This window comes from Xanthomonas hyacinthi, from assembly GCF_009769165.1.
GTDB classification, from domain to species: domain Bacteria; phylum Pseudomonadota; class Gammaproteobacteria; order Xanthomonadales; family Xanthomonadaceae; genus Xanthomonas_A; species Xanthomonas_A hyacinthi.
Genome location: NZ_CP043476.1, coordinates 3020394 through 3045107 on the forward strand (window position 1 = coordinate 3020394; position 24714 = coordinate 3045107).

Here is a 24714-nt window from a genome sequence, read left to right on the forward strand (position 1 = left end):
GGCGCAGACCATCACCCATCGCCACGGGGACTCGGCGAGTCCCGAGTCCCCGGTCCCGAGTCCCGAGCGTCCGTCAGAAAATATCGAACGCCGCGTCGTCGGTCTTCTGGTCCTGCAGGCCGTAGTCGAACTCCTGGATGCGATCCATGTCCTCGACCTTGATCCATTCGGTGGCGCCGTTGAGCGTGGCCTGGACCATGCCGGCCGGCGGGTCGTTGCTGGCGATCGGCTTGTCCTTCAGCGCCACGCGCATGTAGTCGATCCAGATCGGCAGCGCCGCCTTGCCGCCGTACTCGCGGTAGCCGAGCGAGCGGAAGTCGTCGCGGCCGACCCACACCGTGGTCACGTAGGGGCCGCCGAAGCCGGAGAACCAGGCGTCGCGGTGGTCGTTGGTGGAGCCGGTCTTGCCGCCGACATCTGCGCGGCCCAGGACCTTGGCCGCGGTGCCGGTGCCGCGCTGGACCACGTCGCGCATCATCGACACCAACTGGTAGGCGGTGCGCTCGTCGATCGCACGCGGCGCCACCGTGGCCTCGGAATCGGTCGCCAGCGCGGCTTCGGCCGGGGCCGCAGGCGCGGCAGCGGTTGCCGCAGGCTTGGGCGCAGGCGGCAGCGTCGTGCCGAAGTTGAAGCCGTCGACGACCTGGCTGGCCGGGGTGGCGACACCGCCGACGCTGCCGCAGCTGCGGCAGGCGGTGGGCGGATGCTCCTGGAACAGCACGTTGCCGTCGCGGTCGGTGACCTTGTCGATGATCCAGGTGTCCACCCGCGAGCCGCCATTGGCGAACACCGCATAGCCGCGTGCCACCGACAGCGGGGTCAGCGACGCGGTGCCCAGCGACATCGACAGGTTGGGCGGCAGCTCGGCCTCCTGGAAGCCGAACTGGCTGATGTACTTGCGCGCGAAGTCCACGCCGATGCTGTCGAGCAGGCGCACCGAGACCAGGTTGCGCGACTGCACCAGCGCCTCGCGCAGGCGCATCGGGCCGCGGAAGCCGCCGCCGTCGTTCTGCGGCGACCAGGTCTTGCCGCGGCGATCGCGGAACACCACCGGCGCGTCGAGCACGATCGAGGCCGGGTTGAAGCCCTTCTCGAACGCGGCCGCGTACAGGAACGGCTTGAAGCTGGAACCCGGCTGGCGCCGCGCCTGGGTGGCGCGGTTGAACTTGTTGCCGGCATAGCTGAAGCCGCCGACCAGGGCGCGCAGCGCGCCGTTGTTGGCGTCCAGCGAGACCAGCGCCGACTGCCCGCGCGGCAGCTGGGTGATGTCCCACTCGCCCGGCGTGTCGCCGGCCTGGATCCGCACCAGGTCGCCGCGCTTGAGCAATGTGGCCGGGCTGCGCCCGGTCCAGCGGCTGGACGCGACCGGCAGCGCCAGTTCGGTCCTGTTGGCCAGCACCACGGTGGCGCTGCCGTCGCTGCCGGTGGCGGCGACGATGCTCGGCAGCATGCCGCCCTGCGCATCGATGCCGGCCAGGTGGCTGGCCAGCGCGGCCGCGTCGGCATCGGCGGCGACCTCGAAATGCTGCTCCACGCCGTTCCAGCCATGGCGGCGGTCGTAGATCACCAGGCCCTGGCGCACCGCATGGTTGGCCGCGGTCTGCAGCTCCGTGTCGATCGTGGTGGTGACGTGATAGCCCTTGTCGAGCACGTCGCCGCCGAAGCGCGCGATCATCTCCTGGCGCACCAGCTCGGCCACGTAGGGCGACTCGACCTCGACCGGGCGCTCGTGCGGGACCGCATGCATCGGCACCGCCTTGGCCGCGTCGGCCTCGGCCTGGCTGACGAAGCCCAGCGCGGCCATGCGGCTGAGCACGTAGTTGTCGCGGCGCTGCTTGGCGCGCTCGGGGTTGCTGATCGGGTTGCCGCTGGACGGGAACTTGGGGATGCCGGCCAGCGAGGCCATCTCGTCCAGGCTCAGTTCGTTGAGCTTCTTGCCGTAGTAGTACTCGGCCGCGGCGGCGATGCCGTAGGCGCGGTTGCCGAAGAAGCTCTTGTTGAGGTACAGCTCGAAGATCTCGTCCTTGCTCAGCTCGGCCTCGATCTTGCGCGCCAGCAGGATCTCGGCCAGCTTGCGGGTATAGCTGTATTCCGAACTCAGGAAGAACTGGCGGGCGACCTGCTGGGTGATGGTCGAGCCGCCCGGCACGCGTTTGTCGCTGGTGGTGGCGAGCAGCCACACCGCGCGGGCGATGCCTTTGTAGTCGACCCCGCCGTGCTGGTAGAAGCGCGCGTCCTCGGTGGCCAGGAACGCCTGCTTCAGCCGCTCCGGCACGTCCTTCATGGTGATCGGATAGCGCCGGGTTTCGCCGAACAGGGCCATCAGCCTGCCGTCGCCGGCATAGACGTACATGGGCTCCTGCAGCTCGACCTGGCGCAGCGTCTGCACGTCGGGAAGCTTGGAGGACACGACGTAGTACAGCCCGCCGGCGGCGGCGGCTCCGATCAGGGCGAGGACGACAAAGGTGACCAGCGCCCAGCGCAGCCAACGACGAAAACGGGGCATCGAGAGAGATTCCGATTGCAGATTTCTTGGGCGCAGAGTATAGAGTACGCCGGGGAACGGCTGGGACCGGTTCCGGGGATGCGAAGGGTTTGCTGCCGCAGGACATGCCGTGACGGGAGGTCGCGACGTGCCGGGGCGGTTGCCAATTGCAAAAAAGTCGTTATTAATGCGCGGACGCAACATTGGCGTCCAAGTGCCCGTCGGCAGGGGAAAATCCGTGGGGCTTATCCCAAAGAGTCAGCAACCGCTGATCGGTGTCGATATCAGTTCGACCGCGGTCAAGCTGTTGCAGCTGTCGCGTAGCGGCAACCGGTTCCGCGTAGAGCACTACGCCGTGGAACCCCTGCCGCCCAACGCCGTGGTCGAGAAGAACATCGTCGAGGTCGAAGCCGTGGGCGAAGCGATTCGCCGCGCCGTGACCCGTTCCGGCACCCGCGCCAAGCATGCCGCGGCGGCGGTGGCCGGTTCGGCGGTGATCACCAAGCTGATCCCGATGCCGGCCGAACTCGACGAGAACGAGCTGGAAGCGCAGGTCGAGCTGGAGGCGGTCAACTACATCCCGTACCCGATCGACGAAGTGAATCTGGACTTCGAGGTGCTGGGGATCATCCCCAACAACCCGGAGATGGTGCAGGTGCTGCTGGCCGCGTCGCGCTCGGAGAACGTCGAGCTGCGCCAGTCGGCGCTGGAACTCGGCGGCCTGGTCGCCAGGGTCATGGACGTGGAGGCCTTCGCGGTCGAGAACGCGTTCGCGCTGGTGGCCAGCGAGCTGCCGGTGGCGGCCGATGGCGTCGTCGCCCTGGTCGATATCGGCGCCACCATGACCACGCTCAACGTGCTGCGCGGCGGGCGCAGCCTGTACAGCCGCGAACAGGTGTTCGGCGGCAAGCAGCTGACCGACGAAGTGATGCGCCGCTACGGCCTGACCTACGAGGAAGCCGGCATGGCCAAGCGCCAGGGCGGGCTGCCGGAAAGCTACGAGATCGAGGTGCTGGAGCCGTTCAAGGAGGCGACGGTGCAGCAGATCAGTCGCCTGCTGCAGTTCTTCTACGCCGGCAGCGAATTCAACCGGGTCGACCACATCGTGCTGGCCGGCGGTTGCGCGGCGCTGGCCGGGCTGCCGGAGATGGTCGAGGAACAACTGGGGGTGGCGACCGTGGTCGCCAACCCGCTGGCGCAGATGACCCTGGGGCCGAAGGTCCAGGCGCACGCGCTGGCCCAGGACGCGCCGGCGCTGATGATCGCCACCGGCCTGGCTCTGCGGAGCTTCGACTGATGGCAAAAATCAATTTGCTGCCCTGGCGGGCGGAGCGGCGCAAGCAACGCGAGCGCGAGTTCTACGCGATGCTGGGCTTCGCCGCGCTGGCCGGCGTGCTGCTGGCGTTGCTGATCTGGTTCTACTACGACCGTCAGATCACCGGGCAGAACGAGCGCAACGCCTATCTGCAGACCGAGATCGAGAAGGTCAAGGCGCAGAACCAGGAAATCGACAAGCTTGACGAACAGAAGCGGCGCCTGCTGGCGCGCAAGCGGGTCATCGAGGAGCTGCAGGCCAAGCGCTCGCAGATGGTGCACCTGTTCGATTCGCTGGTGCGCACCATCCCCGATGGCGTGGTGTTGACCGCGGTCAAGCAGGAAGGCGACGTCCTGACCCTGGAAGGACGCTCGCAATCCAATGCGCGGGTCAGCGCCTACATGCGCAACCTCGAAGGATCGGGCTGGATGACCAATCCGGAGCTGTCGGTGATCGAGGCCAAGGCACAGGACAAGGAGCTCAAGGGGCCGATCGTCGACGCCAAGGCCCTGCCCTACGTGTTCACCCTCAAGGTCAAGCTGCCGGTCCCGGGCGACGCCGCGGAATCGGCGCCGGGCGCTGCCGCGCCGGCACCTGGGGCGCCGCCCGCCGCGCCGCCGGCAACGGGTGCTGCCGCGCCGCCGGCACCTGCCGCTGCTCCCGCGCCTGCTGCACCGACCGCACCGACCGCACCCGCGACGCCGCCGGCGGCTGCGCCGGCCGCCACCCCAGCGCAACAGGCACCGGCGTCATGAGCAAGAAAGTCAATCTGAAAGACCTGGACTTCAACAACCTCGGCAACTGGCCGCAGCAGGCCAAGATCGGCTTCTGCGTGCTGCTCACGCTGTTCATCCTGATCCTGTCGTGGTTCCTGTTGGTCAGCGACAAGCGCGACGAACTGGGATCGTTGGAGCAGAAGGAAACCGAGCTGCGCGCCTCGTTCGAGAAGGAACAGGGGCGCGCGGTCAATCTGCAGCCGTTGAAGCAGCAACTGGCGCAGATGGAGCAGGTGTTGCAGCAGATGCTGCGGCAGTTGCCGAGCAAGACCGAGATGCCGGACCTGATCATCGACATCTCGCAGACTGCGTTGTCCAGCGGCCTGGCCAACGAACTGTTCCAGCCCGGTCCGGAGTCGCCGAAGGAGTTCTACGCGGAGAAGCCGATCGCGCTGCGCATGGTCGGCAGCTACCACCAGTTCGGCGCCTTCGTCAGCGGCGTGGCGTCGCTGCCGCGGGTGGTGATCCTGACCATGCACGACATCAATCTGAAGCCGCGGGACAAGGCGGCCGGCATCACCGCGCGCGGCGAGCTGGAACTGTCCGGCACGGTCAAGACCTATCGCTATCTCGACGACAAGGAGATGGCGGACCAGGAAAAGGCGGCGGCTGCGGCGAAAAAGGGTTCCCAGCAAGGCGGTGGCGCATGAAGTGGCTGAGCATGGTATTCAGGTGCTTGGCGGGGCTGGCGCTGGTGGCGCTGCTCGGCGGTTGCGGGCGCGGGGTGAGCAGCACTCCGGGCGATGCGCCGAACCTGGAGAACTGGGTGAAGGAAGTGCGCGCGCGGCCGGCGCAGCCGCTGGAGCCGCTGCCGGTGATGCAGCAGTTCGAGACCTTCGAATATGCGGCGCAGGGCCTGCGCGATCCGTTCAGCGATGCCTGGTCGAGTCCGGACGGCAACAACGGCCTGCGCCCGGATCCGAACCGGCGCAAGGAACCGCTGGAGCAGTTCCCGCTGGACAGCCTGGACATGGTCGGCACGCTGGGCAACGGCGCGGGCCTGGTGGCGCTGGTGATGGCGCCGGACAAGGTGACCTATCGGGTCCGTCCCGGCATCTACATGGGGCAGAGCGATGGCCGCGTGACCGGGGTGCACGAGGATCGCATCGATTTGATTGAACTGGTGCCGGATGGCGCTGGCGGTTGGCTGGAACGTCCGGCCGCCGTGGCGCTGGACGATCAATGATTGATTATGGGGATAGCACGATGACTTTTTCCAAAGCCCTGAGCCTGCGTCCCATCCGGCGCCGCGCGACGGTGCGGCTACGCGCGTTGGGGTTGGCGGCGCTGCTGGGCAGTTCGGCAGCGATGGGCGCGGCGCCCGCGGCGGCTCCGACGGCTGCGGCCTCGCCGGCGCCGGCCAAGCTCACGGTGTCGAAGATCGATTTCAAGCGCGGCGACGGCGCTGCGGGGCGGCTGATCCTGCACTTCAGCGGCACCGGCGCCAGTCCCGACCTGCGTACCCAGGGCAACGGCGTGGTGGTGGATGTCGGCAATGCATCGCTGCCGGCGGAGCTGCAGCACCCGCTCAACGTTACCGACTTCGCCACCCCGGTGCAGCGCATCGACGCCAGGCCGTACGCCGGTGGCGCGCAGCTGGTGCTGAGCACCAATGGCGCATTCGAGTCGCTGGCCTACCAGTCCGGGAACGAATACGTGGTGGAGATTTCGCCGCGGACCTCGGTGCCGGCGGTGGGCGCGGTCAGTGCGGCCACGGTCAGCCAGGCGGCGGCGCAGGTCGCCGCGCGCGGCTACAGCGGCCGCCCGGTGACGTTCAACTTCCAGGACGTGCCGGTGCGCACCGTGCTGCAGCTGATCGCCGAGGAATCCAACCTCAACATCGTCGCCTCCGACACCGTGCAGGGCAGTGTCACCCTGCGCCTGGTCAACGTGCCGTGGGACCAGGCGCTGGACATCGTGCTGCGCGCCAAGGGCCTGGACAAGCGCCGCGACGGCGCCGTGGTCTGGGTCGCACCGCAGCAGGAGCTGGCCAAGTTCGAACAGGACAAGGAAGACGCGCGGATCGCGATCGAGAACCGCGAGGACCTGAGCACCGACTACATCCAGATCAATTACCACAGCGCCTCCACCATCTTCAAAGCGCTGACCGAGGCCAAGGGCATCGGTGGCGGCGGTGGTTCTGGCGGCGGCGGTGGTAGCGGCCAGACCGACAACGGCTTCCTGTCGCCACGCGGGCGCATCGTCGCCGACGAGCGCACCAACACGCTGATGATCAGCGACATCCCGAAGAAGATCGCGCAGATGCGCGAGCTGATCAACGTGATCGACCGGCCGATCGACCAGGTGCTGATCGAGGGCCGCATCGTCATCGCCACCGATACCTTCGCCCGCGACCTGGGCGCCAAGTTCGGCATCGGCGGCACCAAGACCTACGGCGGCAATACGGCGACCATCGGCAGCGATGCGACCGGCGGCGGCACTGCGGCCACGCGCGGACTCAATGTCGACCTGGGCGGCAGCACCTTCACCACCGGCACCATGTCGGGCCTGGCCTATACCCTGCTGGGCAGCAACTTCAACCTGGATCTGGAACTGACGGCGCTGCAGGAAGAGGGCCGCGGCGAGGTCATCTCCAATCCGCGCATCGTGACCTCCAACCAGCGCGAAGCGGTGATCAAGCAGGGCAAGGAAATCGCCTACGTCACCATCACCGGCGGTACCGGCGGGACCGCGGCGACGCCGAACGTGCAGTTCAAGGAAGTGCTGCTGGAGCTGAAGGTCACCCCGACCATCACCGACGACAGTCGCGTGTTTCTGAACATGAACGTGAAGAAGGACGAAGTGGATCACTACGTGACGCTAGAAAACTACGGCACCGTTCCGGAAATCAACCGCCGCGAGATCAATACCGCCGTGCTGGTGGACGATGGCCAGACCGTGGTGATCGGCGGCGTGTACGAGTTCACCGACCGCAACAGCATTTCCAAGGTGCCGTTCCTGGGCGATATCCCGTTCCTGGGCAATCTGTTCAAGAAGCGCGGCCGCCAGAAGGACAAGGCCGAGTTGCTGATCTTCGTGACGCCGAAGGTGATGCGCGTTGCAAAAAGGGCTTCCTGAAGAAAAGGTGGTGTCTGCCTAGGGAACGCCTGATCTACCAGCTCCACAGCGCCAAGGTCGCCATCGGCGCGTGCATGCACAAGTCCTTGCGATGGCTCAATGCCAACGCGCGCGATCAAGCGCCTTACGCCCCTCCGGCTGGGTGCACTGTAGGAGGGGGAATGCGGGTGCCTGGGCCTCCTCGGCAGCGATTGCCGGGATCCGGCAGCACACGTCTGCTTCCGCGCCGCCATCGGTTGCAAGGGCGCCACCATACTGTGCCGCACTGCGGCGTTAACTTTTCCGTACCTGCTGGTATGGTCGCGACGCCCGACTCCCCACGTCGCGTACCCGTCACCGTTTCTGGCAGTTGGGCCTTCCGGTCCGGCGCCGCCTGGGAGGCAGTACATGCGTACGTCCGTGTCCCGCTGCATCGCCCTGTGCGCGATGCTGTCGTTCTCCGCCGCCGCCTTCGCCGGCGGTTTCAGCAAGCACTACCAGACCATCTCCAGTTGGGACGGCACCAAGCTCGGGGCGCTGGTGCTGGTGCCGCAGGGGCAGGGGCCCGGGCCGTTCCCGCTGGTGGTGATGCCGGCCAGCTGGTCGTTGCCCAATCTGGAATACGTGGGCCGCGCCAGCGAACTGGCCAGCGACGGCTACGTCGTGGTCAGCTACACCTCGCGCGGGTTCTGGGATTCGGCCGGGCAGATCGACATCGCCGGGGCGCCGACGGTGGAGGACGTCAGCACGGTGATCGACTGGGCGCTGGCGAACACGCCGGCCAATGCCGGGGCGATCGGCGTGTCCGGCATTTCCTACGGCGCCGGCACCAGCCTGCTCGCCGCCGCGCGCGATCCGCGGATCAAGGCGGTCGCCGCGCTCAGCGGCTGGGCCGACCTGCAGGCCGCGCTGTACGCGAATGCCACGGTCAGCGAACAGGGCGTGGACCTGCTGGTGGCCTCCGGCGCGATCACCGGCCGGCCCGGGCCGGACCTGGCGCAGATCAGCGCGCGGGTCGCGCTCGGCGACTACGACGGCGCGGTGCAGGGCTTCCTGCCCAAGGCCGGCGAGCGCAGCGTGATCAACGAAGTGCAGGCGCTCAACCGCAACGGCGCGGCGGTGCTGCTGGCCAATGCGTTCAACGACGGCCTGTTTCCGCCGAACCAGTACATCGACCTGTACAACCGCCTGAGCGTGCCCAAGCGCCTGATGCTCAGCCAGGGCGACCATGCCACCGCCGAACTGCCGGGCGCGCTCGGCCTGCCGAACCAGATCTACGCCGAGACCACCCGCTGGTTCGACCATTACCTCAAGGGCCAGGCCAACGGCGTGGACAGCGAGCAGCCGGTGCAGTTGGCCACGCTCGACGGCACCTGGCTGCGCTACGCCGACTGGAACAGCGTGCAGGCCGGTGCGACCAAGTACGCGCTGACCCGCCCGAGCGGCCTGATCGCGACCGGGGCGCTGAGCAGCGGCGTCAGCAATGGCTGGAGCCATCGCATCGCCACCGGCATGCCGACCTGGGCCGATTCGGGCGTGCTGCTGGTCAGCGGCCTGCTGCAGGGCCTGGGCCAGCCGGTCAGCACCTCGATCCCGCTGGTGGACCGCAACGGCGCGGCGGTGTGGAGCGGGCCGGTGTACGCCAGCGCCAAGCGCCTGGCCGGCAGCCCGTCGCTGCGGGTGACGGTGACCCCGAGCCAGGCCAACGTCTCGCTGTTCGCCTACCTGTACAGCATGGACGGACTCGGCGTGGCGCAACTGCTGAGCCATGCGCCGTACTCGCTGCGCAACGCGACCCCGGGCGTGGCGACCACGATCGACCTTGCGCTGCAGGCGAGCGCCGCCGAGATCCCGGCCGGCAATCGGTTGGTGCTGGTGGTGGACACCACCGACCCGCGCTACACCTCGGCCAGCCGCTTCGGCGGCAGCGTCAGCTTCAGTTCGCCGGCGTCGGCGCCGTCGCGCCTGAGCGTGCCGCTGCACTGAGGTTTCGTTCGATGGGAAGGCCGGTGCAAGGCCGGCCTTCCCGGCGCCTTGCCGCTCCCGGGCGGCAGCAGAAATTACGCGGAATTTACGCGGCCGGCGGCGTCGGCCGATAGCGACTTTACGGCCCCGCGCCGGAACATGACCAGGTCGGCGGAACGGTTCCGCCCTTGGACCTCAGCTCATGTTCTCCCCGCTTTCCCGCAGCGCCCGCCGGCCCATGTCGCGCGGCGCGCTTGCGCTTTCCCTGCTGGCCGGCGCCGCCTGCGCGCACGCCGCCAGCGTCGGCGGCACGGCCACGCTGACCAGCGACTACGTCTGGCGCGGCAGCACCCAGAGCGACGGCGATCCGGCCGTCCAGGCCGGCCTGGCGCTGGCCGCCGACAATGGCGCGTACGCGTCGCTGTGGGCCTCGTCGATCAGGTTCGACAGCACCCCGCACGCCAGCACCGAAGTCGATGGCGTGCTCGGCTGGCGCGGCCAGTGGACCCCGGACTGGGCCTGGGACGCGAACCTGACCCGCTACCAATACCCCTCGGCCGCCGCGCTGAACTGGACCGAGCTGGGCGCCACCGTGACCTGGAAGCAGCGCGTGTGGGCGCAGCTGGGCTGGTCGGATGATGCGCTGGCCAGCGACAGCACCGGCACCTACGCGCAGCTCGGCGCGCGCTACCCGTTCAACGCGCGCTTCCGCGTCGAGGCGGCGGTGGGCCATTACTGGCTCGCCCGCAGCTACGCAGACAGCTACACGCATGGGCTGGTCAGCGCCGTGTTCACCCTGCCCAGCGTCCGCCAGGGCGGCCCGGGGCTGGAGCTGCGGCTGACCGCGCACGACACCGACCGCGCCGCCGAGCGGCTGTTCCCCGACATGGCCGGCGCGCGGGTCGAAGCCGCGCTGCAAGCAACATTCTGATCCCGAGGAGAGATGACATGCCGACCTGGCTATCGCTGATCTGCGGCGTGGCGGTGATCGTCGCCGCCGGCTACCTGTTGTACGTGATTTTGCGTCCCGAAGATTTCTGAGCCGAGTGCCACTTCCATGATCGATACATTGCTTGTCTATGCGCTCGCGTTGCTGCTGGGTTGGCCGCTGGGTCTGTACCTGGCCAAGGTGATGCGCGGGGCGCCGATGCGCGGCGACGCGCTGTTCGGCTGGATCGAACGGCCGCTGTACCGCCTGCTCGGCACCGACCCGGCACGCGGCATGAGCTGGCGCGGCTATGCCGGCGCGTTCCTGGCCAGCAACCTGGTGCTGGGCGTGCTGGTGTTCGCCCTGTTCGTGACCCAGGCATGGTTGCCGCTGAATCCCGATGCGGTGCCGAACATGCGCTGGGACGTGGCCCTGCACACCATGGTCTCCTTCCTCACCAACACCGACCAGCAGCATTACTCCGGCCAGGCGCAGCTGTCGTATCTGTCGCAGGCGGTGGGCGTGGTCGGATTGCAGTTCGTCACCCCGATGATGGGCCTGGCGCTGGTGGTGGCGACGCTGCGCGCGTTGTTCGGTGGGCGACCGGTCGCACGCTCGGCCGATGCCCTATCGGCATCGGCATCGGCCGCGACCGGGAGCGCCCGGCCATGGATGGCCGGGCCGGAGGATCCGGAGCCGACGCCGTCGCGCCATGGACGGCAGCATGCGACTGCGGTCGCGGCGCTGCAGCACACCACGCTCAGTGTCGACGAAGCCGACGTCGGCAACTACTGGGCCGACGTGATCCGGCCGACGCTGCGCTTCCTGCTGCCGCTGTGCCTGTTGTGGACCGTGCTGCTGACCCAGCAGGGCGTGCCGTCCACGCTGGCCGCCGGCCCCACCGCGGCGCCGCTGGATGCCAGCGCCGGCATGGCCGCGCAGAAGATCCCGCTCGGCCCGGTCGCGGCGATGGTGGCGATCAAGCAGCTCGGCACCAACGGCGGCGGCTGGTATGGCCCCAACAGCGCGATGGCGCTGGAAAACCCGACCCCGTTCTCCAATCTGCTGGAGATGCTGGCGATCGTGCTGATCCCGGTGGCGATCGCGTTCATGGTCGGCCCGTTCACCGGCCGCCGCAAATTCACCGTGCTGGTGTTCGGCAGCATGCTGGCGATGTCGCTGGCCTCCACCGCGGTGTCGGTGTGGTCCGAAGGCCATTCGGCCAGCACCGCGAGCGCGGCACTGATGGAAGGCAAGGAAGTGCGCTTCGGCACCGATGCGTCGGCGGCATGGTCGTCGCTGACCACGCAGACCTCCAACGGCTCGGTCAATGCGATGCACGATTCGCTGGCGCCGCTGACCGGCGGCGTGGCCATGGTCAACATGCTGGTCAACGCGATCTGGGGCGGCATCGGCTGCGGCCTGCAGCAGTTCCTGGTGTACCTGCTGCTCAGCGTGTTCCTGGCCGGGCTGATGACCGGACGCACGCCGGAGCTGTTCGGGCGCAAGATCGAGGCCGGCGAAGTGCGCCTGCTGGCCTTGCTGATCCTGTTGCAGCCGCTGGTGCTGCTCGGCTTCACCGCGTTGACCCTGGCCATGCCGGCGGCGGTCACCGCCACCTCCAATCCCGGCTTCCACGGCATCAGCCAGGTGTTCTACGAGTACACCTCGGCGTTCGCCAACAACGGTTCGGGTTTCGAAGGCCTCGGCGACGGCATCCCCTGGTGGAACCTGACCTGCACGCTGGTGCTGATCCTGGGCCGCTATCCGGCGCTGATCGTGCCGCTGATCGTGGCCGCGCAGATGGCGCGCAAGCGCGTGGCGCCGGAAACCGGCGGCAGCCTGCAGGTGGAAACGCCGACCTTCGCGCTGACCCTGATCGCGGTCATCGCGGTCCTGACCGTTCTGCAATTCACGCCGGCACTGGTGTTGGGCCCGATCGCCGATCACCTGACGCTTGCCGCGCACTGAGACCACGACCATGAGCACCCCGCTTCCGCAAGCTTCTTCCTCCGTCCACAAGCCCGGTCTGCTCGACGGCCCCGCGTTGCGTGCGGCGCTGCGCGCCAGCGTGCTGAAACTTTCGCCACGCCATCTGCTCGGCAGTCCGGTGATGGCGGTGGTGTTCGCCGGCACCTTGCTGTCGGCCCTGATCACCGTGGCCGGGCAGGGCGCGCCCGCGTTCGGCTGGGCGGTGACCGCGATCCTGCTGATCACCGTGCTGTTCGGCAATTTCGCCGAAGCGGTGGCCGAGGCGCGTGGCCGCGGCCAGGCCGCCTCGCTGCGGCGCGCACGCAAGGACCTGGTGGCGCGCCGGGTGAGCAGCGCGCAACTGGAGGGCGAAACCAGCCTTCCCGCCGCCGAGCTGAAGCCCGGCGATCTGGTGGTGATCTCCGCCGGCGAACTGATCCCGGCCGACGGCGAGATCGTGCACGGCGTTGCCACCATCAACGAAGCCGCGGTCACCGGCGAATCGGCGCCGGTGCTGCGCGAGGCCGGCACCGACCGTTCCGGCGTGATCGGCGGCACCAAGGTGCTGTCCGACGAGATCGTGGTGAAGGTCACCGCCGAGCCCGGCCACAGCTTCCTGGATCGCATGATCGCGCTGGTCGAAGGCGCCAACCGGCAGAAGACCCCGAACGAGATCGCGCTGACCATGCTGCTGGCGGCGATGACCCTGACCTTCCTGATCGTGGTCGCGACCTTGCCGGTCATCGCCGGCTTCGTCGGCGTGCGCATCGATCCGCTGCTGCTGATCGCGCTGCTGGTATGCCTGATTCCGACCACCATCGGCGGGCTGCTGCCGGCGATCGGCATCGCCGGCATGAACCGCGCGCTGTCGGCGAACGTGCTGGCCAAGTCGGGCAAGGCGGTGGAAGTGGCCGGCGACGTCGATGTGCTGCTGCTGGACAAGACCGGCACCATCACCTACGGCGACCGCCAGGCCACCGCGTTCCATGCGCTCAGCGGCGTCGATGCGGTGCAACTGCGCGAGGCGGCGATGCTGTCCTCGCTGGCCGACCCGACCCCGGAAGGCAAGTCGATCGTGCGCCTGGCGCGCGAGCAGGGCATGCCGCCGGCCGATCCGGACGGCGCCAGCTTCGTCGCCTTCACCGCGCAGACGCGCATGTCCGGCGTGGATCTGCTCGCGCAGGGGCAGCACCCGCCACGTTCGATCCGCAAGGGCGCGGCCGATGCGGTGATCCGCCACGTCACCGCGCTGGGCGGGCTGGTGCCGGCGGAACTGAAGGGCCGCGTGGAGCAGGTCGCGCGCAGCGGCGCCACGCCGCTGGTGGTGGCCGAGGGCCGCCACGTGCTCGGCGTGGTGGAGCTGTCGGACGTGGTCAAGCACGGCGTGCGCGAGAAATTCGCGCGGCTGCGCGCGATGGGCGTCAAGACGGTGATGATCACCGGCGACAACCCGCTCACCGCCGCGGCGATCGCCGCCGAGGCCGGCGTGGACGACTACATCGCCGAGGCCACGCCGGAAGACAAGCTCGCCCGGATCCGCGCCGAGCAGGCCGGCGGGCGGCTGGTGGCGATGGTCGGCGACGGCACCAACGATGCGCCGGCACTCGCGCAGGCCGATGTCGGCCTGGCGATGAACTCGGGTACGCAGGCGGCCAAGGAAGCCGGCAACATGGTCGACCTGGATTCGGATCCGGCCAAGCTGCTGGCGGTGGTGGAAGTGGGCAAGCAGCAGCTGATCACCCGCGGCGCGCTGACCACGTTCTCGCTGGCCAACGACGTGTCCAAGTATTTCGCGATCCTGCCGGCGCTGTTCGCCGCCTCGATCCCGCAGATGGCGGCGCTGAACGTGATGCGCCTGTCCAGCCCCGCGCATGCGGTGCTGGCCGCGTTGATCTTCAACGCGCTGGTGATTCCCGCACTGATCCCGCTGGCGCTGCGCGGGGTGCGCTTCACTCCGGCCACGGCGACCTCGCTGCTGCGCCGGAACATGCTGATCTACGGCGTCGGCGGCGTGCTGCTGCCGTTCGTCGGGATCAAGGCGATCGACCTGCTGCTGGTGGCGCTGGGCTGAGCCCGGCGCCGATCTTCCGCTTCCTTTCCGGACCTCCCGCGATGAACGTTTCCCCGGTTTCCTCTTCCTGTCGCGAACCGCTGCGCTGGCGTGCGGCGCTGCTGCTGCCGCTGCTGGTGCTCGGCGCCGCCTTGCTGTACTCGCTGCTCGCCACCGTGGTCGCCGGCGCGCTGTTCCCGGTGCAGGCCAACGGCAGCCTGCTGCAACGCGATGGCCGCGTGCTCGGCTCGGCGCTGGTCGCGCAGCCGTTCGCCGCGCCCGGCTATTTCCAGCCGCGCCCGTCGGCGGCCAAGTTCGACCCGATGGCCGCGGCCGGCAGCAACCAGGCGCGCAGCAATCCCGAGCTGCAAAAGCGCATCGCCGACGCGCGCGCCAGCGTGGCCGCGCGCGACGGCGTGGCCGCGGCGCAGGTGGCGGAGGACCTGCTGACCCAGTCCGGCAGCGGCCTGGACCCGGACATCAGCGTGGCCGCGGCGCAACAGCAGGTGGTGCGCGTGGCCAAGGCGCGCGAACTGCCGGTGGCGACCGTGACCGCGCTGCTCGCCGCACAGGTGCAGCCACGCCAGTTCGGCGTACTCGGCCAGCCGCGGGTGAATGTGTTGGCGCTGAACCTGGCGTTGGATGCCGAGGAAGCCGGGAATGGGGAAAAGAGAATCGGGAATGGGGAGGAGCAAAAGCGCTAAAGCCTGTGGCCCGACCATGTAGGCTTTGCGATTCCCCATTCCCCATTCCCCATTCCCCATTCCCAGCCCTCAAATGCCCGATCCCCGCACCCAACAGGCCGACGCCCTGATCGGCGCACTCCAGCGCGAACGCGGCGGGCGCCTGACCGTGTTCCTGGGCGCGGCGCCCGGGGTCGGCAAGACCTACGCGATGCTGTCGCGCGCGCGCCAGCTGCAGCAGCAGGGCAGCGAGGTGGTGGTCGGCGTGGTCGAGACCCACGGCCGCGCCGAGACCGCGGCGTTGCTGGACGGGCTGACCATGCAGCCGCGGCGGCGCGTGGAGTACCGCGGCCGCACGCTCGAGGAAATGGACCTGGACGCGCTGCTGGCGCGGCGCCCGCCGCTGGTGCTGGTCGATGAGCTCGCCCACCGCAACGCGCCCGGCAGCCGCCACGAGCGGCGCTGGCAGGACGTGCAGGAACTGCTCGACGCCGGCATCGACGTCTACAGCACGGTCAACATCCAGCACCTGGAAAGCCTCAACGACGTGGTCCATCGCATCACCGGCATCCGCGTCGGCGAGACCGTGCCCGATGCGATCTTCGACCGCCTGCGCGACATCGTGCTGGTCGACCTGCCGCCGCGCGAGCTGATCGAACGCCTGCAGCAGGGAAAGGTGTATCTGCCCGAGCAGGCGGGGCAGGCGCTGCAGGCGTTCTTCTCGCCGTCGAACCTGGCGGCGCTGCGCGAACTGGCGATGCAGACCGCGGCCGACCGCGTCGACAACGACCTGCGCGACGTGCAGGCCGCGCAGGGCCGCACCGGCGTGGCGCTGCGGCGGCGGGTGCTGGTGGCGATCGACGGGCGCGGCCAGTCCGACTACCTGGTGCGGGTGGCGCGGCGCCTGGCCGAGCGCCGCGGCGCGCCGTGGAGCGTGGTCACCGTGCAGACCCAGGCGCAGCCGGAGGAAGCCTGGCAGCTGGAGGTCGATCGCGCCTTCGCGCTGGCGCGGCGGCTCGGCGGCGACGCCGCGCTGCTGCACGGCGCCAGCGTGGCCGATGCGCTGCTCGATCATGCCGCGCACAACGGCGTGTCCACGCTGCTGCTCGGCCGCACCCGCGAGCGGCCGCTGGCGCGGATGATCAACCGCACCCTGACCCAGCAACTGCTGCAGCGCGGCGCGCACTACGAACTGGTCATCATCAGCTCGCCGGAGGCGCGCGCACGCGCGCGGCGGCGCTGGCGCAGCCCCGGGCACTGGCTGTCGCGCGACGACCTGGTGTTCGCCACGGTGGCCTCGCTGCTGGCGGTGGCGGTGGGCTGGATCGCCGAGCGCTGGGTCGGCATCGACGACCTGTCGATGGTGTTCATCGTCGCGGTGGTGATGGTCGCGGCGAAGACGCGCATGGCCGCGGCGGTGCTGTCGGCGCTGCTGAGCTTCTTCGCCTACAACTTCTTCTTCATCGAACCGCGCTACACGCTGCACATCGGCGCGCGCCAGGGCGTGGTCACGGTATTGCTGTTCCTGGTCGCCGCGCTGGTCGCCGGACGCCTGGCGTCGCGGCTGCGCACGCAGGTGCTGGCGCTGCGCGCGGCCAACGCGCAGACCACCGCGCTGCAGCGGCTGGGCCGCGAACTGACCAGCGCCGCCGACCTCGGCCAGGTGCTGGAGGCCGGGCGCCGCGCGCTGGCCGCCACGCTCGAGGCCGAGGCCTGGGTGCGGCTGCAAACGCTGGAGGCGGCGCACGCCGCAGCGCAGGACGGCACGCACGACTACGCGCCATCGATGGCGGCGGTGGACCGCAGCGCCGCCGACTGGGCGCAGCGCCACGGCCAGGCCACTGGCCGCTTCACCGACACCCTGGCCGGCGCCAGTTGGTGGTTCCTGCCGGTGCGCCACGAACGCGGCGCGATCGGCGTGGTCGGGCTGAAATTCGCTGCCGGCGTGCAGCGCCCCGGGCTGGAGCAGCAGCGCCTGGCCGAGGCCATGGTCGAGGACATCGGCCAGGCCGCGCTGCGCACGCGCCTGGTCGCCGACCTGGAAAGCGCGCGGGTCAGCGGCGAGACCGAACGCCTGCGCTCGGCGCTGCTGTCGTCGGTCTCGCACGACCTGCGTTCGCCGCTGGCGGCGATGATCGGCGCGGCCAGCAGCCTGGCCAGCTACGGCCAGGCGATGGACGCCGAGGACCGCCGCAGCCTGCTGGAGACGATCCAGCTGGAAGGCGAGCGCCTGGACCGCTACATCCAGAACCTGCTCGACATGACCCGGCTCGGCCACACCGGGCTGACCTTGAACCGCGACTGGATCGACGTGGACGAACTGATCGGTTCGGCCGCGCGGCGGCTGCAGCGCTACCAGCCGCAGGTGCGTCTGGACATCGCCCTGGCGGCCGGGCTGCCGACGCTGTGGGTGCACCCGGCGCTGGTCGAGCAGGCGATCTTCAACGTGCTGGAGAACGCGGCGAAATTTTCGCCGGAGGGCGAGGCGATCCGGGTCGCCGCGGCGATGGTCGACGGACGCCTGCGCATCGACATCGGCGACCGCGGCCCGGGTATTCCGGAGGACGAACGCGCGCGCATCTTCGACATGTTCTACAGCGTCGAGCGCGGCGACCGCGGCCGCCACGGCACCGGCCTGGGCCTGACCATCTGCCAGGGCATGATCGGCGCGCACGGCGGCAGCGTCGAGGCGCTGCCCGGCGCCGATGGCCGCGGCACCACGATCCGCATTACCCTGCCGTTGATCGAACCCGCCGCCCCGCCGCCCCGCCCCGATGCCGACTGAGTCCCACGCCGATCCGATTCCGCCGCCGCGCGTGCTGGTCATCGACGACGAGCCGCAGATCCGGCGTTTCCTGGACATCAGCCTGCGCGCGCAGGGCTACCGCGTGCTGCAGGCCGCCACCGGCGGCGACGGCCTGGCGCAGCTGGCCGCGCACGGCGCCGAACTGGTGGTGCTGGACGTGGGCCTGCCCGACCAGGACGGGCACAGCGTGCTGCGCGAACTGCGGCAATGGTCCGCGGTGCCGGTGATCATGCTCACCGTGCGCGCCGGCGAGGCGGAGAAGGTGCAGGCGCTGGACGCCGGCGCCAACGACTACGTGACCAAGCCGTTCGGCGTACAGGAACTGATGGCGCGCATCCGCGTGCTGCTGCGCATGCAACCGGCCGCCGGCGAGGCCGAGCCGGTGTTCGACGACGGCCACCTGCACATCCACCTCGGCCTGCGCGAAGTGCGCCTGGACGGCGAGCCGCTGCCGCTGAGCCGCAAGGAATACGCGCTGCTGGCGCTGCTGCTGCGCCACAGCGGACGCGTGCTCACCCAGCCGCAACTGCTGCGCGAAGTGTGGGGGCCGACCCATCAGGAAGACACCCACTACCTGCGCATCCTGGTCGGCAAACTGCGGCAGAAACTCGGCGACAGCGCGGTGGCGCCGCGCTACATCGCCACCGAACCGGGCGTGGGGTTGCGCTTTATCGGCGTGAGCGAACGCAGCGCCTGACGCGCTCCTGCAAGGTGGTTGGTGCACTGTAGGAGGGCTTCAGCCCCGACAGGTTCCAAAGCAGGTCAGCCTTGCCTGCTTCGTTCGCCACGGCTGAAGCCGCTCTTGCTTGCTTGCACAGGCAGAAACATTTCAATAAATTCAGCCGCATCGTAGGACGCAGGCCGTGCATATGGGCAATTGGGCCATGAGATGCTGGACGCCAATCTCGCCAATCTCGCCAATCTCGCCAATCTCGCCAGGCCAACGGCATCGTGGTTGGTTGTTGGGCGTCGCGATTGCTTGCATGCTCCCGGCCGCCTGTGCGCAGGTCCATCGAGACGCTGCTTCCAGTGCGGCGACGTCCGCGGTACCTAGCGTAGCCAGCAGAGGAAATATGATGGAACGCATCAAGCAAAGCGTGGATCGCCTGGCTGGTACCGGGTTCGACGATATTGCAGCGGTCAACGCACAGTTGCATGCGCAGTTGGGTCCAGCGCAGCCGAGGGATGGTTTCGACGTTCGCGTGAGCGACAGCGGTGTACTGGGCGGGATCCTGGTCAGCGACATTGAGTTGCGCAGCGCCACGGACGATGCGTCGCACGCCACCTTGCTGCTGCGATTTCCTTCGCCAGGGGTGCCGATCGAGGAGGTGCCATGGCCGAACGCGGTGTTGTATCCGCCGCGGCCCGATGCCGCCGATTCGGCAGCCTACTGGTCCGTGGACGTGGCGAACGACACGCAAGTGATCCTGGGTCTTTCCCCGGATCAGACGCGTCTGACTCAGATGACGATCCGCAAGAACTGACCGCCGCATCGCCGTTGTACAGGCAAAGGAGCTGCGTTAAATGACGGGATCAATGCCAGAGCCCAATGCGTCGCAAGCGTCGGCGAGTGCACCGCCGGCACGACCGGCGACGCCATTGCAGGATCCGTCGCTACAACCCTTCCTGGAACAGTCGGCGACGCTGCGAGGCGGTTTGGCGCAACTGCGGCACGACCGTATCGATGTGATTTGGGGAAGGGCGGGTGGCGGGACCTATCTGGATCCTGGCCGCGCCATCGTCATCGACGAAAATGCGATGGGTCATGGTGGCCGGATCGCACGTTCCATTTCCCATGAAATGGGTCATCATCGATTCGCCGAGCGGCCCGACATGTCGTCGCGCGAGGCCTACGTCGCCAGCATGTTGCGTGGCGAGGCGGCGGCCACGCTGAGCAATGCGCAGGTCCGACAAGAGATACTTGCCGGTGGCGGTGCCGACATCGGCATCTCCGGTAGCGGCGACAGGCCTCGGCAGTACGCGGCCATCGCGGATCAGTATCTGGCGGGGCGGCTCGGGCGAGACGCCGCGCTCAATCAGATCGGGCAGGTGTTCAAGACCGAACAGCCATCGGTCAGCACGCATTCGACCTACGAGCAGTACTACGGCGGATATTACGACCGGGCCATCGCGCCCAGGACGCGTCCGCACGGCACTCCGGAACCGTTCGATGTGGCGGCTCCTCCGCAAGGACATGCCGCTTACCCGATGTATTCGGCCTTGCGCGAACAGTTCCCGGCTTCTGTCTCCGATGCCCATGTACTGCATGCGTCGGTGCTGGCTAGGGCGGAAGGAATTCGCGAGCGTGACGCGCAGGTTTTCATGAAGGATGACCAGGCTTGGGTGGCCGCATCGTTTCCTCCTGGAACGCGCATCCAGATCGATCTGAGTTCCGCTCTTCCTTCGATGTCCGACTCTTTGCAGAGAGCGGCGCAGCAGGAAACCCTCCAACAGCAGAACGCAGCGAGCCTGGCCCAAGAGCCGAGTGGGCCTTCGCGCTAGGCGTGGTTCTCTCCGCTGTTACAACTTGCGGGCGACTTGCAGTCGCGGCAGGCGTTGCCTGCAAGACCGGTCGTGATCGAAGTCGCTCTCACAAGGGCGGTCAGTGCGCTGGCCCGGTGCACTGTAGGAGGGGCTTCAGCCCCGACAGATTCCCAAGTCGTCAGCCTTTTCCACTTCGTTGGTCGCGGCTGAAGCCGCTCCTACAAAAAGCGGTCGCCGGTTGCTTGCACATGGTATCGGGCGATTCTTGCGAGTCCCGAGTCCCGAGTCCCGAGTCCCGCTCACGCATCCGGCAACACCTTCCCCGGATTGAGGATGCCGTCCGGGTCCAGCGCGCGCTTCACCGCGCGCATCGCGTCCAGCGTGGCCGCGTCGAAGGCCTGCGCCATGTAGTCGCGCTTGGCCACGCCGATGCCGTGTTCGCCCGACAGCGTGCCTTCCAGCGCCAGCACCAGCGCGAACAGGCGCGGCAGCGCGGCGTGCGCACGCGCGGTCTCGGCGGCATCGTCGGGTGCGTACATGATGTTGACGTGCAGGTTGCCGTTGCCGGCATGGCCGAAGGCGACGATCGGCAGCTCGAATTCCGCCGCCAGCGCCTCGACTCCGGCGACCAGCTCGGGGATGCGCGACACCGGTACCACCACGTCTTCGTTGATCTTGCCCGGCTTGATCGTGCGCAACGCCGGCGACAGCGCGCGGCGCGCGGCCCATAGCCGGTCGCGGGCGGCGCCGTCGGTGGCCACGTCCAGCGACAGCAGGCCGTCGCCCTCGGCCGCCGTGCCCAGCGCCTGCAGCGCATAGGGCAGGGTGTCGTGGTCGCCGTCGGCCTCGATCAGCAGCATCGCGCCGGCCTCGGGCACGTCGCTGCCGTTGCGGCGCAGCAGCGCGATCGCGCTGCGGTCCATGAATTCCAGCATCGCCGGCGTGGTCGGTTGCGCCATCAGCCGCGAAACCGCCGCCGCGGCGCTGCCGGCATCGCGGTAGAACGCGCGCAGCCCGGCCTGCGCCAGCGGCCGCGGCGACAGTTTCAGCGTGGCCTCGACGATCAGCGCCAGGGTGCCTTCGCTGCCGACCAGCAGGTGGGTCAGGTCGTAGCCGGTGGCGTCCTTGGTGTAGGCGCCGCCGCAGCGGATCAGCTCGCCAGCACCGGTCACCGCGACCACGCCGAGCACGTTGTCGCGGGTGGCGCCGTACTTCACCGCGCGTGGGCCGCCGGCGTTGGTCGACAGGTTGCCGCCGACGCTGCAGATCTCGGCGCTGGACGGGTCCGGCGGCCAGAACAGGCCGTGCGGCGCCAGCGCCTGTTGCAGCTCGCCGTTGAGCACGCCCGGCTCGACCACCGCGCAGCGGTCCTGCGGGCGCAGCTGCACGATGCGGTTCATGCGCGCGAACGACAGCACCACGCCGCCGCCGAACGGCACCGCGGCGCCGGCGGTGCCGGTGCCGGCGCCGCGCGCGACGATCGGTACGCGATGCGCACGGCAGGCGCGCACGATCGCCTGCACCTGTTCGCGGGTCTGCGGCAGCGCCACCGCGTCGGCCAGCGCCCAGCGCCGCGAATCGTCCTCGCCGTAGCTGCGCCGGCCGGCGTCGTCGGTGCGCCAGCCGTCGGTACCGAGCAGGGCGGCGAGGGTCTGGGCCAGGGAAGCGGGTAGCGGCGTGGTCATGGCAGCGATCGCGAAGCGGGAGAGGGCGGCGCTTGCAGCAGTTTCCAGGCGCCGACCGCCGCCGCCAGCGGCAGCCACACCCAGCGCAGTTCGGACAACAGGGTGGCGACGCCGCGCGCGCCGAAGAAGCCGTTGGCGAACGGCGACACCTGGATCGGCCGCCACGGCGCGAACCAGCGCTGCTCGCCGCGATGGCCGAACGCATCGGCGTAGGGGATGTGCAGGGCGAACGCGACCACGTCCAGATCGGGCAGCATCGATGCACCGATGCCGGCGCCGAGCAGGCGCGTGGAAATGCGTCCGCGATCGGCGGCGGCCCATAGCGCCAGCGGGATCGCGGCGTGGGTGAAGATGCTCGGCACGTCAGCAGTCGTCGGCGCGGAATGCGTCGCGCAGCCAGGTCAGCCGCGGCGGTTCGCCTTCGGCCGCGACCACGTCGAAGCGGCACGGCCAGTCCGCGTAGTGCGGATGCGCAGCCAGGAACAATTGCGCCGCCAACACCAGCCGGCGGCGCTTGCGCAGGTCGACCGACGCGGCGCCGCCGCCGAACGCGGCGCTGCGCCGGTAGCGCACCTCGACGAACACCAGGCACTGCGCCTGCTGCATCACCAGGTCCAGTTCGCCGCCGCGATAGCGCACGTTGGCGGCGATCAACTGCAGGCCGGCGCGCTCCAGTTCGGCGCGCGCCGCCGCTTCCACGTCGTTGCCGCGTTGCTGGCGGTCAACGCCCATCGGGCAGCGGCGTCGCGCGCCCGCCGCTGAAGGTGGACCAGGCCGGGGTGCGCAGGATGTTGCCGAAGCCGTCCAGATGCAGCACGCCGGTGGCGCCGCGCAGGTTGGCCTCGGCGCCGGTGGCGAGCTTCTCCAGATAGGCGCTGATCTGCCAGGCGTCGTAGCCGAACGCGAACAGGCGCGCGGCCGGGCCGCGCGCGGTCGGCAGGGTCTCGGCCACGCTGCTCGCCGCCGGCAGGCCGCCGACGCCGCGCACGTTCCACAGTTCGCTCGGGTAGGCGATGCCGTCCAGCACCAGGTCGTCCTCCGGCTTGCCGGTGCCCAGCACCAGCTGCGAGGTCGCCACCCGGCTCTTGCCGGCGAAACCGGCCAACACCAGCTGCGGCGCCAGTGCGCGCGCGGTGCCGCCCTTCACCGCCAGGAACACCGCGTCGGCGGCGCCGGCGTTGCGCAACTGCGCGCCGACATCGCCCGGCACCTCGGCCACGCTGACGCTGGCCGCGAGCTTGCCGCCGCGCTCGACGAAGCGCTCGCGGAACGCGGCCACCGCGCGGCGGCCGTTGTCGTCGTTGCTGCCGATCACCAGCGCGTTGCGGCGCTCGTGCGCCAGCAGGTACTCGGCGGCGGCGATGCCGTCGTCTTCCGGCGCCAGCGAGAAACCAGCGCTGCCGGCGGGCGGGGCGCTGGTGCCGCGGTTCAATGCCAGCAGCGGCACCGGCAGCGCGTCGCGCGCGAACAGCGCAGTGACCTCGTCGCGGCCCAGCGGGCCGACCACGAAGTCGGCGCCGCCGTCGATCGCCTTCTGGTAGGCGGCCAGCGCCCCGGCCGCGGTGCCGGTGGTGTCGATGAAGTCGATCTCCGGGCGGCGCCGGGTCTCGCCGTAGTAGCCGGCGAGCAGGCCGTCGCGCACCGGCGCGGCCGCGGTGGCCAGGGTGCCGCTCAGCGGCAGCAGCACCGCCAGCTTGGCCGGCGGTCGGTAGCCGTCGCGCTCGGCCGGCGGCCGCTTGCCGGTGTCGAAGCCCCACTGCTCGCCGCGGTCGAACGGACGCGGCAGCGCCAGGCCGCGGCTGATCAGCGCGCGCCCGGCGAAGTTGTACAGCGGGTCGCCGGCCGCCAGCGCGGCGGCGCGCGCCTGCAGGGTGGCGTCGTTCAACGCCGCCAGCTGGCGCACGATGGCGCGCTGGTTGTCGCTGCGCGCCTGGCCGGTCAGGCCGATGTCGGCGCGGGCGCGTTCGTCCAGCGCCGCGGTGGCGTCGCCGGTGCCTTCCAGCGCCTGCGCGCGGGCCAGGTGCCAGCGCGCGCGCAGGTTCTGCGGCACCGCCTGCGGATCGCTGCCCAGCGCCTGCAGCGCCTGCGCCGGCTGCCGGTCGGCCAGGGCCAGCTCGGCGTTGACCAGGGCCAGCCGCACCTTGCTCAGGCCCGACAGCTGGCGCGGCTGCACCTGCGCGGCCAGGCTGCGCGCGCGCGCGACATCGCCACCCTCGTACCAGGCGAAGGCGGCATCGGCCAGCAACTGGTTGCGCGTGCTGCCGGTGGCGGTGGCGGCCTGCGCCTCGAGCTGCTGCGCCGCTTCCCGCGGCTTGCCCTGCTCCAGCAGCGCCAGCGCCGCGGACTGGGCCGGCGACGACGCGCTCTGCGTCACGCTGGTGGTGGCGCAACCGGTGAACAGCAGCGCCAGCAGCGACAGGGCGGAAATCCTTGCGAATCGCTTGTTCATTTCTGGTCCATTCGGCAGGGCACGCCGAGGCGCGCCGGGGAAAACCGCTACGATTCTACC

The 24714-nt window shown here is 69.6% G+C and carries 20 protein-coding genes; 15 read left to right on the top strand and 5 right to left on the bottom strand.

From position 1 onward, the window contains the following. Window positions 1–73 precede the first annotated feature (73 nt). A complete protein-coding gene (locus FZ025_RS13250; RefSeq protein WP_104558191.1) occupies window positions 74–2506 on the bottom strand; it encodes a penicillin-binding protein 1A in 2433 nt (810 codons plus the stop codon). Between the two features lie 217 nt (window positions 2507–2723). On the opposite strand from FZ025_RS13250, the gene FZ025_RS13255 reads away from it, so the two are divergent. The 15 genes from FZ025_RS13255 (at window position 2724) to FZ025_RS22430 (ending at window position 20538) form a co-directional block, all read left to right on the top strand. Continuing rightward, window positions 2724–3782 carry a pilus assembly protein PilM gene (locus FZ025_RS13255; protein ID WP_104558193.1) on the top strand — a complete coding sequence of 353 codons (1059 nt, stop codon included), beginning with the start codon at window positions 2724–2726 and terminating at the stop codon, window positions 3780–3782. Further along, a complete protein-coding gene (locus FZ025_RS13260; protein WP_046977667.1) occupies window positions 3782–4555 on the top strand; it encodes a PilN domain-containing protein in 774 nt (257 codons plus the stop codon). The genes FZ025_RS13255 and FZ025_RS13260 overlap by 1 nt, the downstream gene beginning before the upstream one ends. Then, window positions 4552–5226 carry a type IV pilus inner membrane component PilO gene (locus tag FZ025_RS13265; protein ID WP_046977666.1) on the top strand — a complete coding sequence of 225 codons (675 nt, stop codon included), beginning with the start codon at window positions 4552–4554 and terminating at the stop codon, window positions 5224–5226. The genes FZ025_RS13260 and FZ025_RS13265 overlap by 4 nt, the downstream gene beginning before the upstream one ends. 11 nt (window positions 5227–5237) lie before the next feature. Then, a complete protein-coding gene (locus FZ025_RS13270) occupies window positions 5238–5762 on the top strand; it encodes a pilus assembly protein PilP (protein ID WP_386269840.1) in 525 nt (174 codons plus the stop codon). Between the two features lie 122 nt (window positions 5763–5884). Further along, window positions 5885–7654, top strand: coding sequence for a type IV pilus secretin PilQ (locus FZ025_RS13275; protein ID WP_386269842.1), 1770 nt, complete (start codon window positions 5885–5887; stop codon window positions 7652–7654). A 387-nt stretch (window positions 7655–8041) separates the two neighbouring features. Further along, window positions 8042–9619 carry a CocE/NonD family hydrolase gene (locus FZ025_RS13280; RefSeq protein ID WP_046977664.1) on the top strand — a complete coding sequence of 526 codons (1578 nt, stop codon included), beginning with the start codon at window positions 8042–8044 and terminating at the stop codon, window positions 9617–9619. A 181-nt stretch (window positions 9620–9800) separates the two neighbouring features. After that, entirely contained in the window at window positions 9801–10529 is a 729-nt protein-coding gene (locus FZ025_RS13285) for a TorF family putative porin (protein ID WP_046977663.1), read from the top strand. A 17-nt stretch (window positions 10530–10546) separates the two neighbouring features. After that, a complete protein-coding gene (locus FZ025_RS13290) occupies window positions 10547–10639 on the top strand; it encodes a potassium-transporting ATPase subunit F (protein ID WP_046977662.1) in 93 nt (30 codons plus the stop codon). A 16-nt stretch (window positions 10640–10655) separates the two neighbouring features. Then, the gene (gene kdpA, locus FZ025_RS13295) at window positions 10656–12497 is read left to right on the top strand and encodes a potassium-transporting ATPase subunit KdpA (RefSeq protein ID WP_046977661.1); all 1842 of its coding nucleotides are present in this window, start codon (window positions 10656–10658) and stop codon (window positions 12495–12497) included. Window positions 12498–12507: 10 nt separating this feature from the next. Continuing rightward, window positions 12508–14568, top strand: a complete 2061-nt coding sequence (kdpB, locus tag FZ025_RS13300; RefSeq protein WP_104558197.1) for a potassium-transporting ATPase subunit KdpB — start codon at window positions 12508–12510, stop codon at window positions 14566–14568. A gap of 41 nt (window positions 14569–14609) precedes the next feature. Next, a complete protein-coding gene (gene kdpC, locus FZ025_RS13305) occupies window positions 14610–15251 on the top strand; it encodes a potassium-transporting ATPase subunit KdpC (protein ID WP_046977659.1) in 642 nt (213 codons plus the stop codon). A 73-nt stretch (window positions 15252–15324) separates the two neighbouring features. Next, window positions 15325–18015, top strand: a complete 2691-nt coding sequence (locus FZ025_RS13310) for a sensor histidine kinase (RefSeq protein ID WP_104558199.1) — start codon at window positions 15325–15327, stop codon at window positions 18013–18015. After that, window positions 18005–18733, top strand: coding sequence for a response regulator (locus FZ025_RS13315; protein ID WP_104558201.1), 729 nt, complete (start codon window positions 18005–18007; stop codon window positions 18731–18733). Before FZ025_RS13310 ends, FZ025_RS13315 begins: the two co-directional genes overlap by 11 nt. Window positions 18734–19112: 379 nt before the next feature. After that, window positions 19113–19520, top strand: coding sequence for a hypothetical protein (locus FZ025_RS13320; RefSeq protein ID WP_053057104.1), 408 nt, complete (start codon window positions 19113–19115; stop codon window positions 19518–19520). Between the two features lie 40 nt (window positions 19521–19560). After that, the gene (locus tag FZ025_RS22430) at window positions 19561–20538 is read left to right on the top strand and encodes a hypothetical protein (RefSeq protein ID WP_244292378.1); all 978 of its coding nucleotides are present in this window, start codon (window positions 19561–19563) and stop codon (window positions 20536–20538) included. A 281-nt stretch (window positions 20539–20819) separates the two neighbouring features. Here FZ025_RS22430 and FZ025_RS13330 read toward each other — a convergent pair whose 3' ends face one another. The 4 genes from FZ025_RS13330 to FZ025_RS13345 are packed head-to-tail and all read right to left on the bottom strand — an operon-like array spanning window position 20820 to window position 24654. After that, complete coding sequence (locus tag FZ025_RS13330; protein WP_046977340.1) at window positions 20820–22205, bottom strand: FAD-binding oxidoreductase; 1386 nt, start codon at window positions 22203–22205, stop codon at window positions 20820–20822. Further along, window positions 22202–22567 (bottom strand): metal-dependent hydrolase, encoded by a 366-nt coding sequence (locus FZ025_RS13335; protein ID WP_046977341.1) that lies wholly within the window; start codon window positions 22565–22567, stop codon window positions 22202–22204. The genes FZ025_RS13330 and FZ025_RS13335 overlap by 4 nt, the downstream gene beginning before the upstream one ends. Window position 22568: 1 nt before the next feature. Further along, window positions 22569–22937: a YraN family protein gene (locus FZ025_RS13340; protein WP_046977342.1), complete on the bottom strand. Its 369-nt coding sequence runs from the start codon at window positions 22935–22937 to the stop codon at window positions 22569–22571. Continuing rightward, entirely contained in the window at window positions 22927–24654 is a 1728-nt protein-coding gene (locus FZ025_RS13345) for a penicillin-binding protein activator (RefSeq protein WP_046977343.1), read from the bottom strand. The genes FZ025_RS13340 and FZ025_RS13345 overlap by 11 nt, the downstream gene beginning before the upstream one ends. Between the last annotated feature and the right edge of the window lie 60 nt (window positions 24655–24714).

What these genes read in the sequence shown, in the direction of transcription:
- FZ025_RS13250 (WP_104558191.1), bottom strand. Translation starts at nt 2,506, where the DNA reads ATGCCCCGTTTTCGTCGTTGGCTGCGCTGGGCGCTGGTCACCTTTGTC.
- FZ025_RS13260 (WP_046977667.1), top strand. Translation starts at nt 3,782, where the DNA reads ATGGCAAAAATCAATTTGCTGCCCTGGCGGGCGGAGCGGCGCAAGCAA.
- FZ025_RS13265 (WP_046977666.1), top strand. Translation starts at nt 4,552, where the DNA reads ATGAGCAAGAAAGTCAATCTGAAAGACCTGGACTTCAACAACCTCGGC.
- FZ025_RS13270 (WP_386269840.1), top strand. Translation starts at nt 5,238, where the DNA reads ATGGTATTCAGGTGCTTGGCGGGGCTGGCGCTGGTGGCGCTGCTCGGC.
- FZ025_RS13275 (WP_386269842.1), top strand. Translation starts at nt 5,885, where the DNA reads ATGGGCGCGGCGCCCGCGGCGGCTCCGACGGCTGCGGCCTCGCCGGCG.
- FZ025_RS13280 (WP_046977664.1), top strand. Translation starts at nt 8,042, where the DNA reads ATGCGTACGTCCGTGTCCCGCTGCATCGCCCTGTGCGCGATGCTGTCG.
- FZ025_RS13285 (WP_046977663.1), top strand. Translation starts at nt 9,801, where the DNA reads ATGTTCTCCCCGCTTTCCCGCAGCGCCCGCCGGCCCATGTCGCGCGGC.
- FZ025_RS13290 (WP_046977662.1), top strand. Translation starts at nt 10,547, where the DNA reads ATGCCGACCTGGCTATCGCTGATCTGCGGCGTGGCGGTGATCGTCGCC.
- kdpA (WP_046977661.1), top strand. Translation starts at nt 10,656, where the DNA reads ATGATCGATACATTGCTTGTCTATGCGCTCGCGTTGCTGCTGGGTTGG.
- kdpB (WP_104558197.1), top strand. Translation starts at nt 12,508, where the DNA reads ATGAGCACCCCGCTTCCGCAAGCTTCTTCCTCCGTCCACAAGCCCGGT.
- kdpC (WP_046977659.1), top strand. Translation starts at nt 14,610, where the DNA reads ATGAACGTTTCCCCGGTTTCCTCTTCCTGTCGCGAACCGCTGCGCTGG.
- FZ025_RS13310 (WP_104558199.1), top strand. Translation starts at nt 15,325, where the DNA reads ATGCCCGATCCCCGCACCCAACAGGCCGACGCCCTGATCGGCGCACTC.
- FZ025_RS13315 (WP_104558201.1), top strand. Translation starts at nt 18,005, where the DNA reads ATGCCGACTGAGTCCCACGCCGATCCGATTCCGCCGCCGCGCGTGCTG.
- FZ025_RS13320 (WP_053057104.1), top strand. Translation starts at nt 19,113, where the DNA reads ATGGAACGCATCAAGCAAAGCGTGGATCGCCTGGCTGGTACCGGGTTC.
- FZ025_RS22430 (WP_244292378.1), top strand. Translation starts at nt 19,561, where the DNA reads ATGACGGGATCAATGCCAGAGCCCAATGCGTCGCAAGCGTCGGCGAGT.
- FZ025_RS13330 (WP_046977340.1), bottom strand. Translation starts at nt 22,205, where the DNA reads ATGACCACGCCGCTACCCGCTTCCCTGGCCCAGACCCTCGCCGCCCTG.
- FZ025_RS13340 (WP_046977342.1), bottom strand. Translation starts at nt 22,937, where the DNA reads ATGGGCGTTGACCGCCAGCAACGCGGCAACGACGTGGAAGCGGCGGCG.
- FZ025_RS13345 (WP_046977343.1), bottom strand. Translation starts at nt 24,654, where the DNA reads ATGAACAAGCGATTCGCAAGGATTTCCGCCCTGTCGCTGCTGGCGCTG.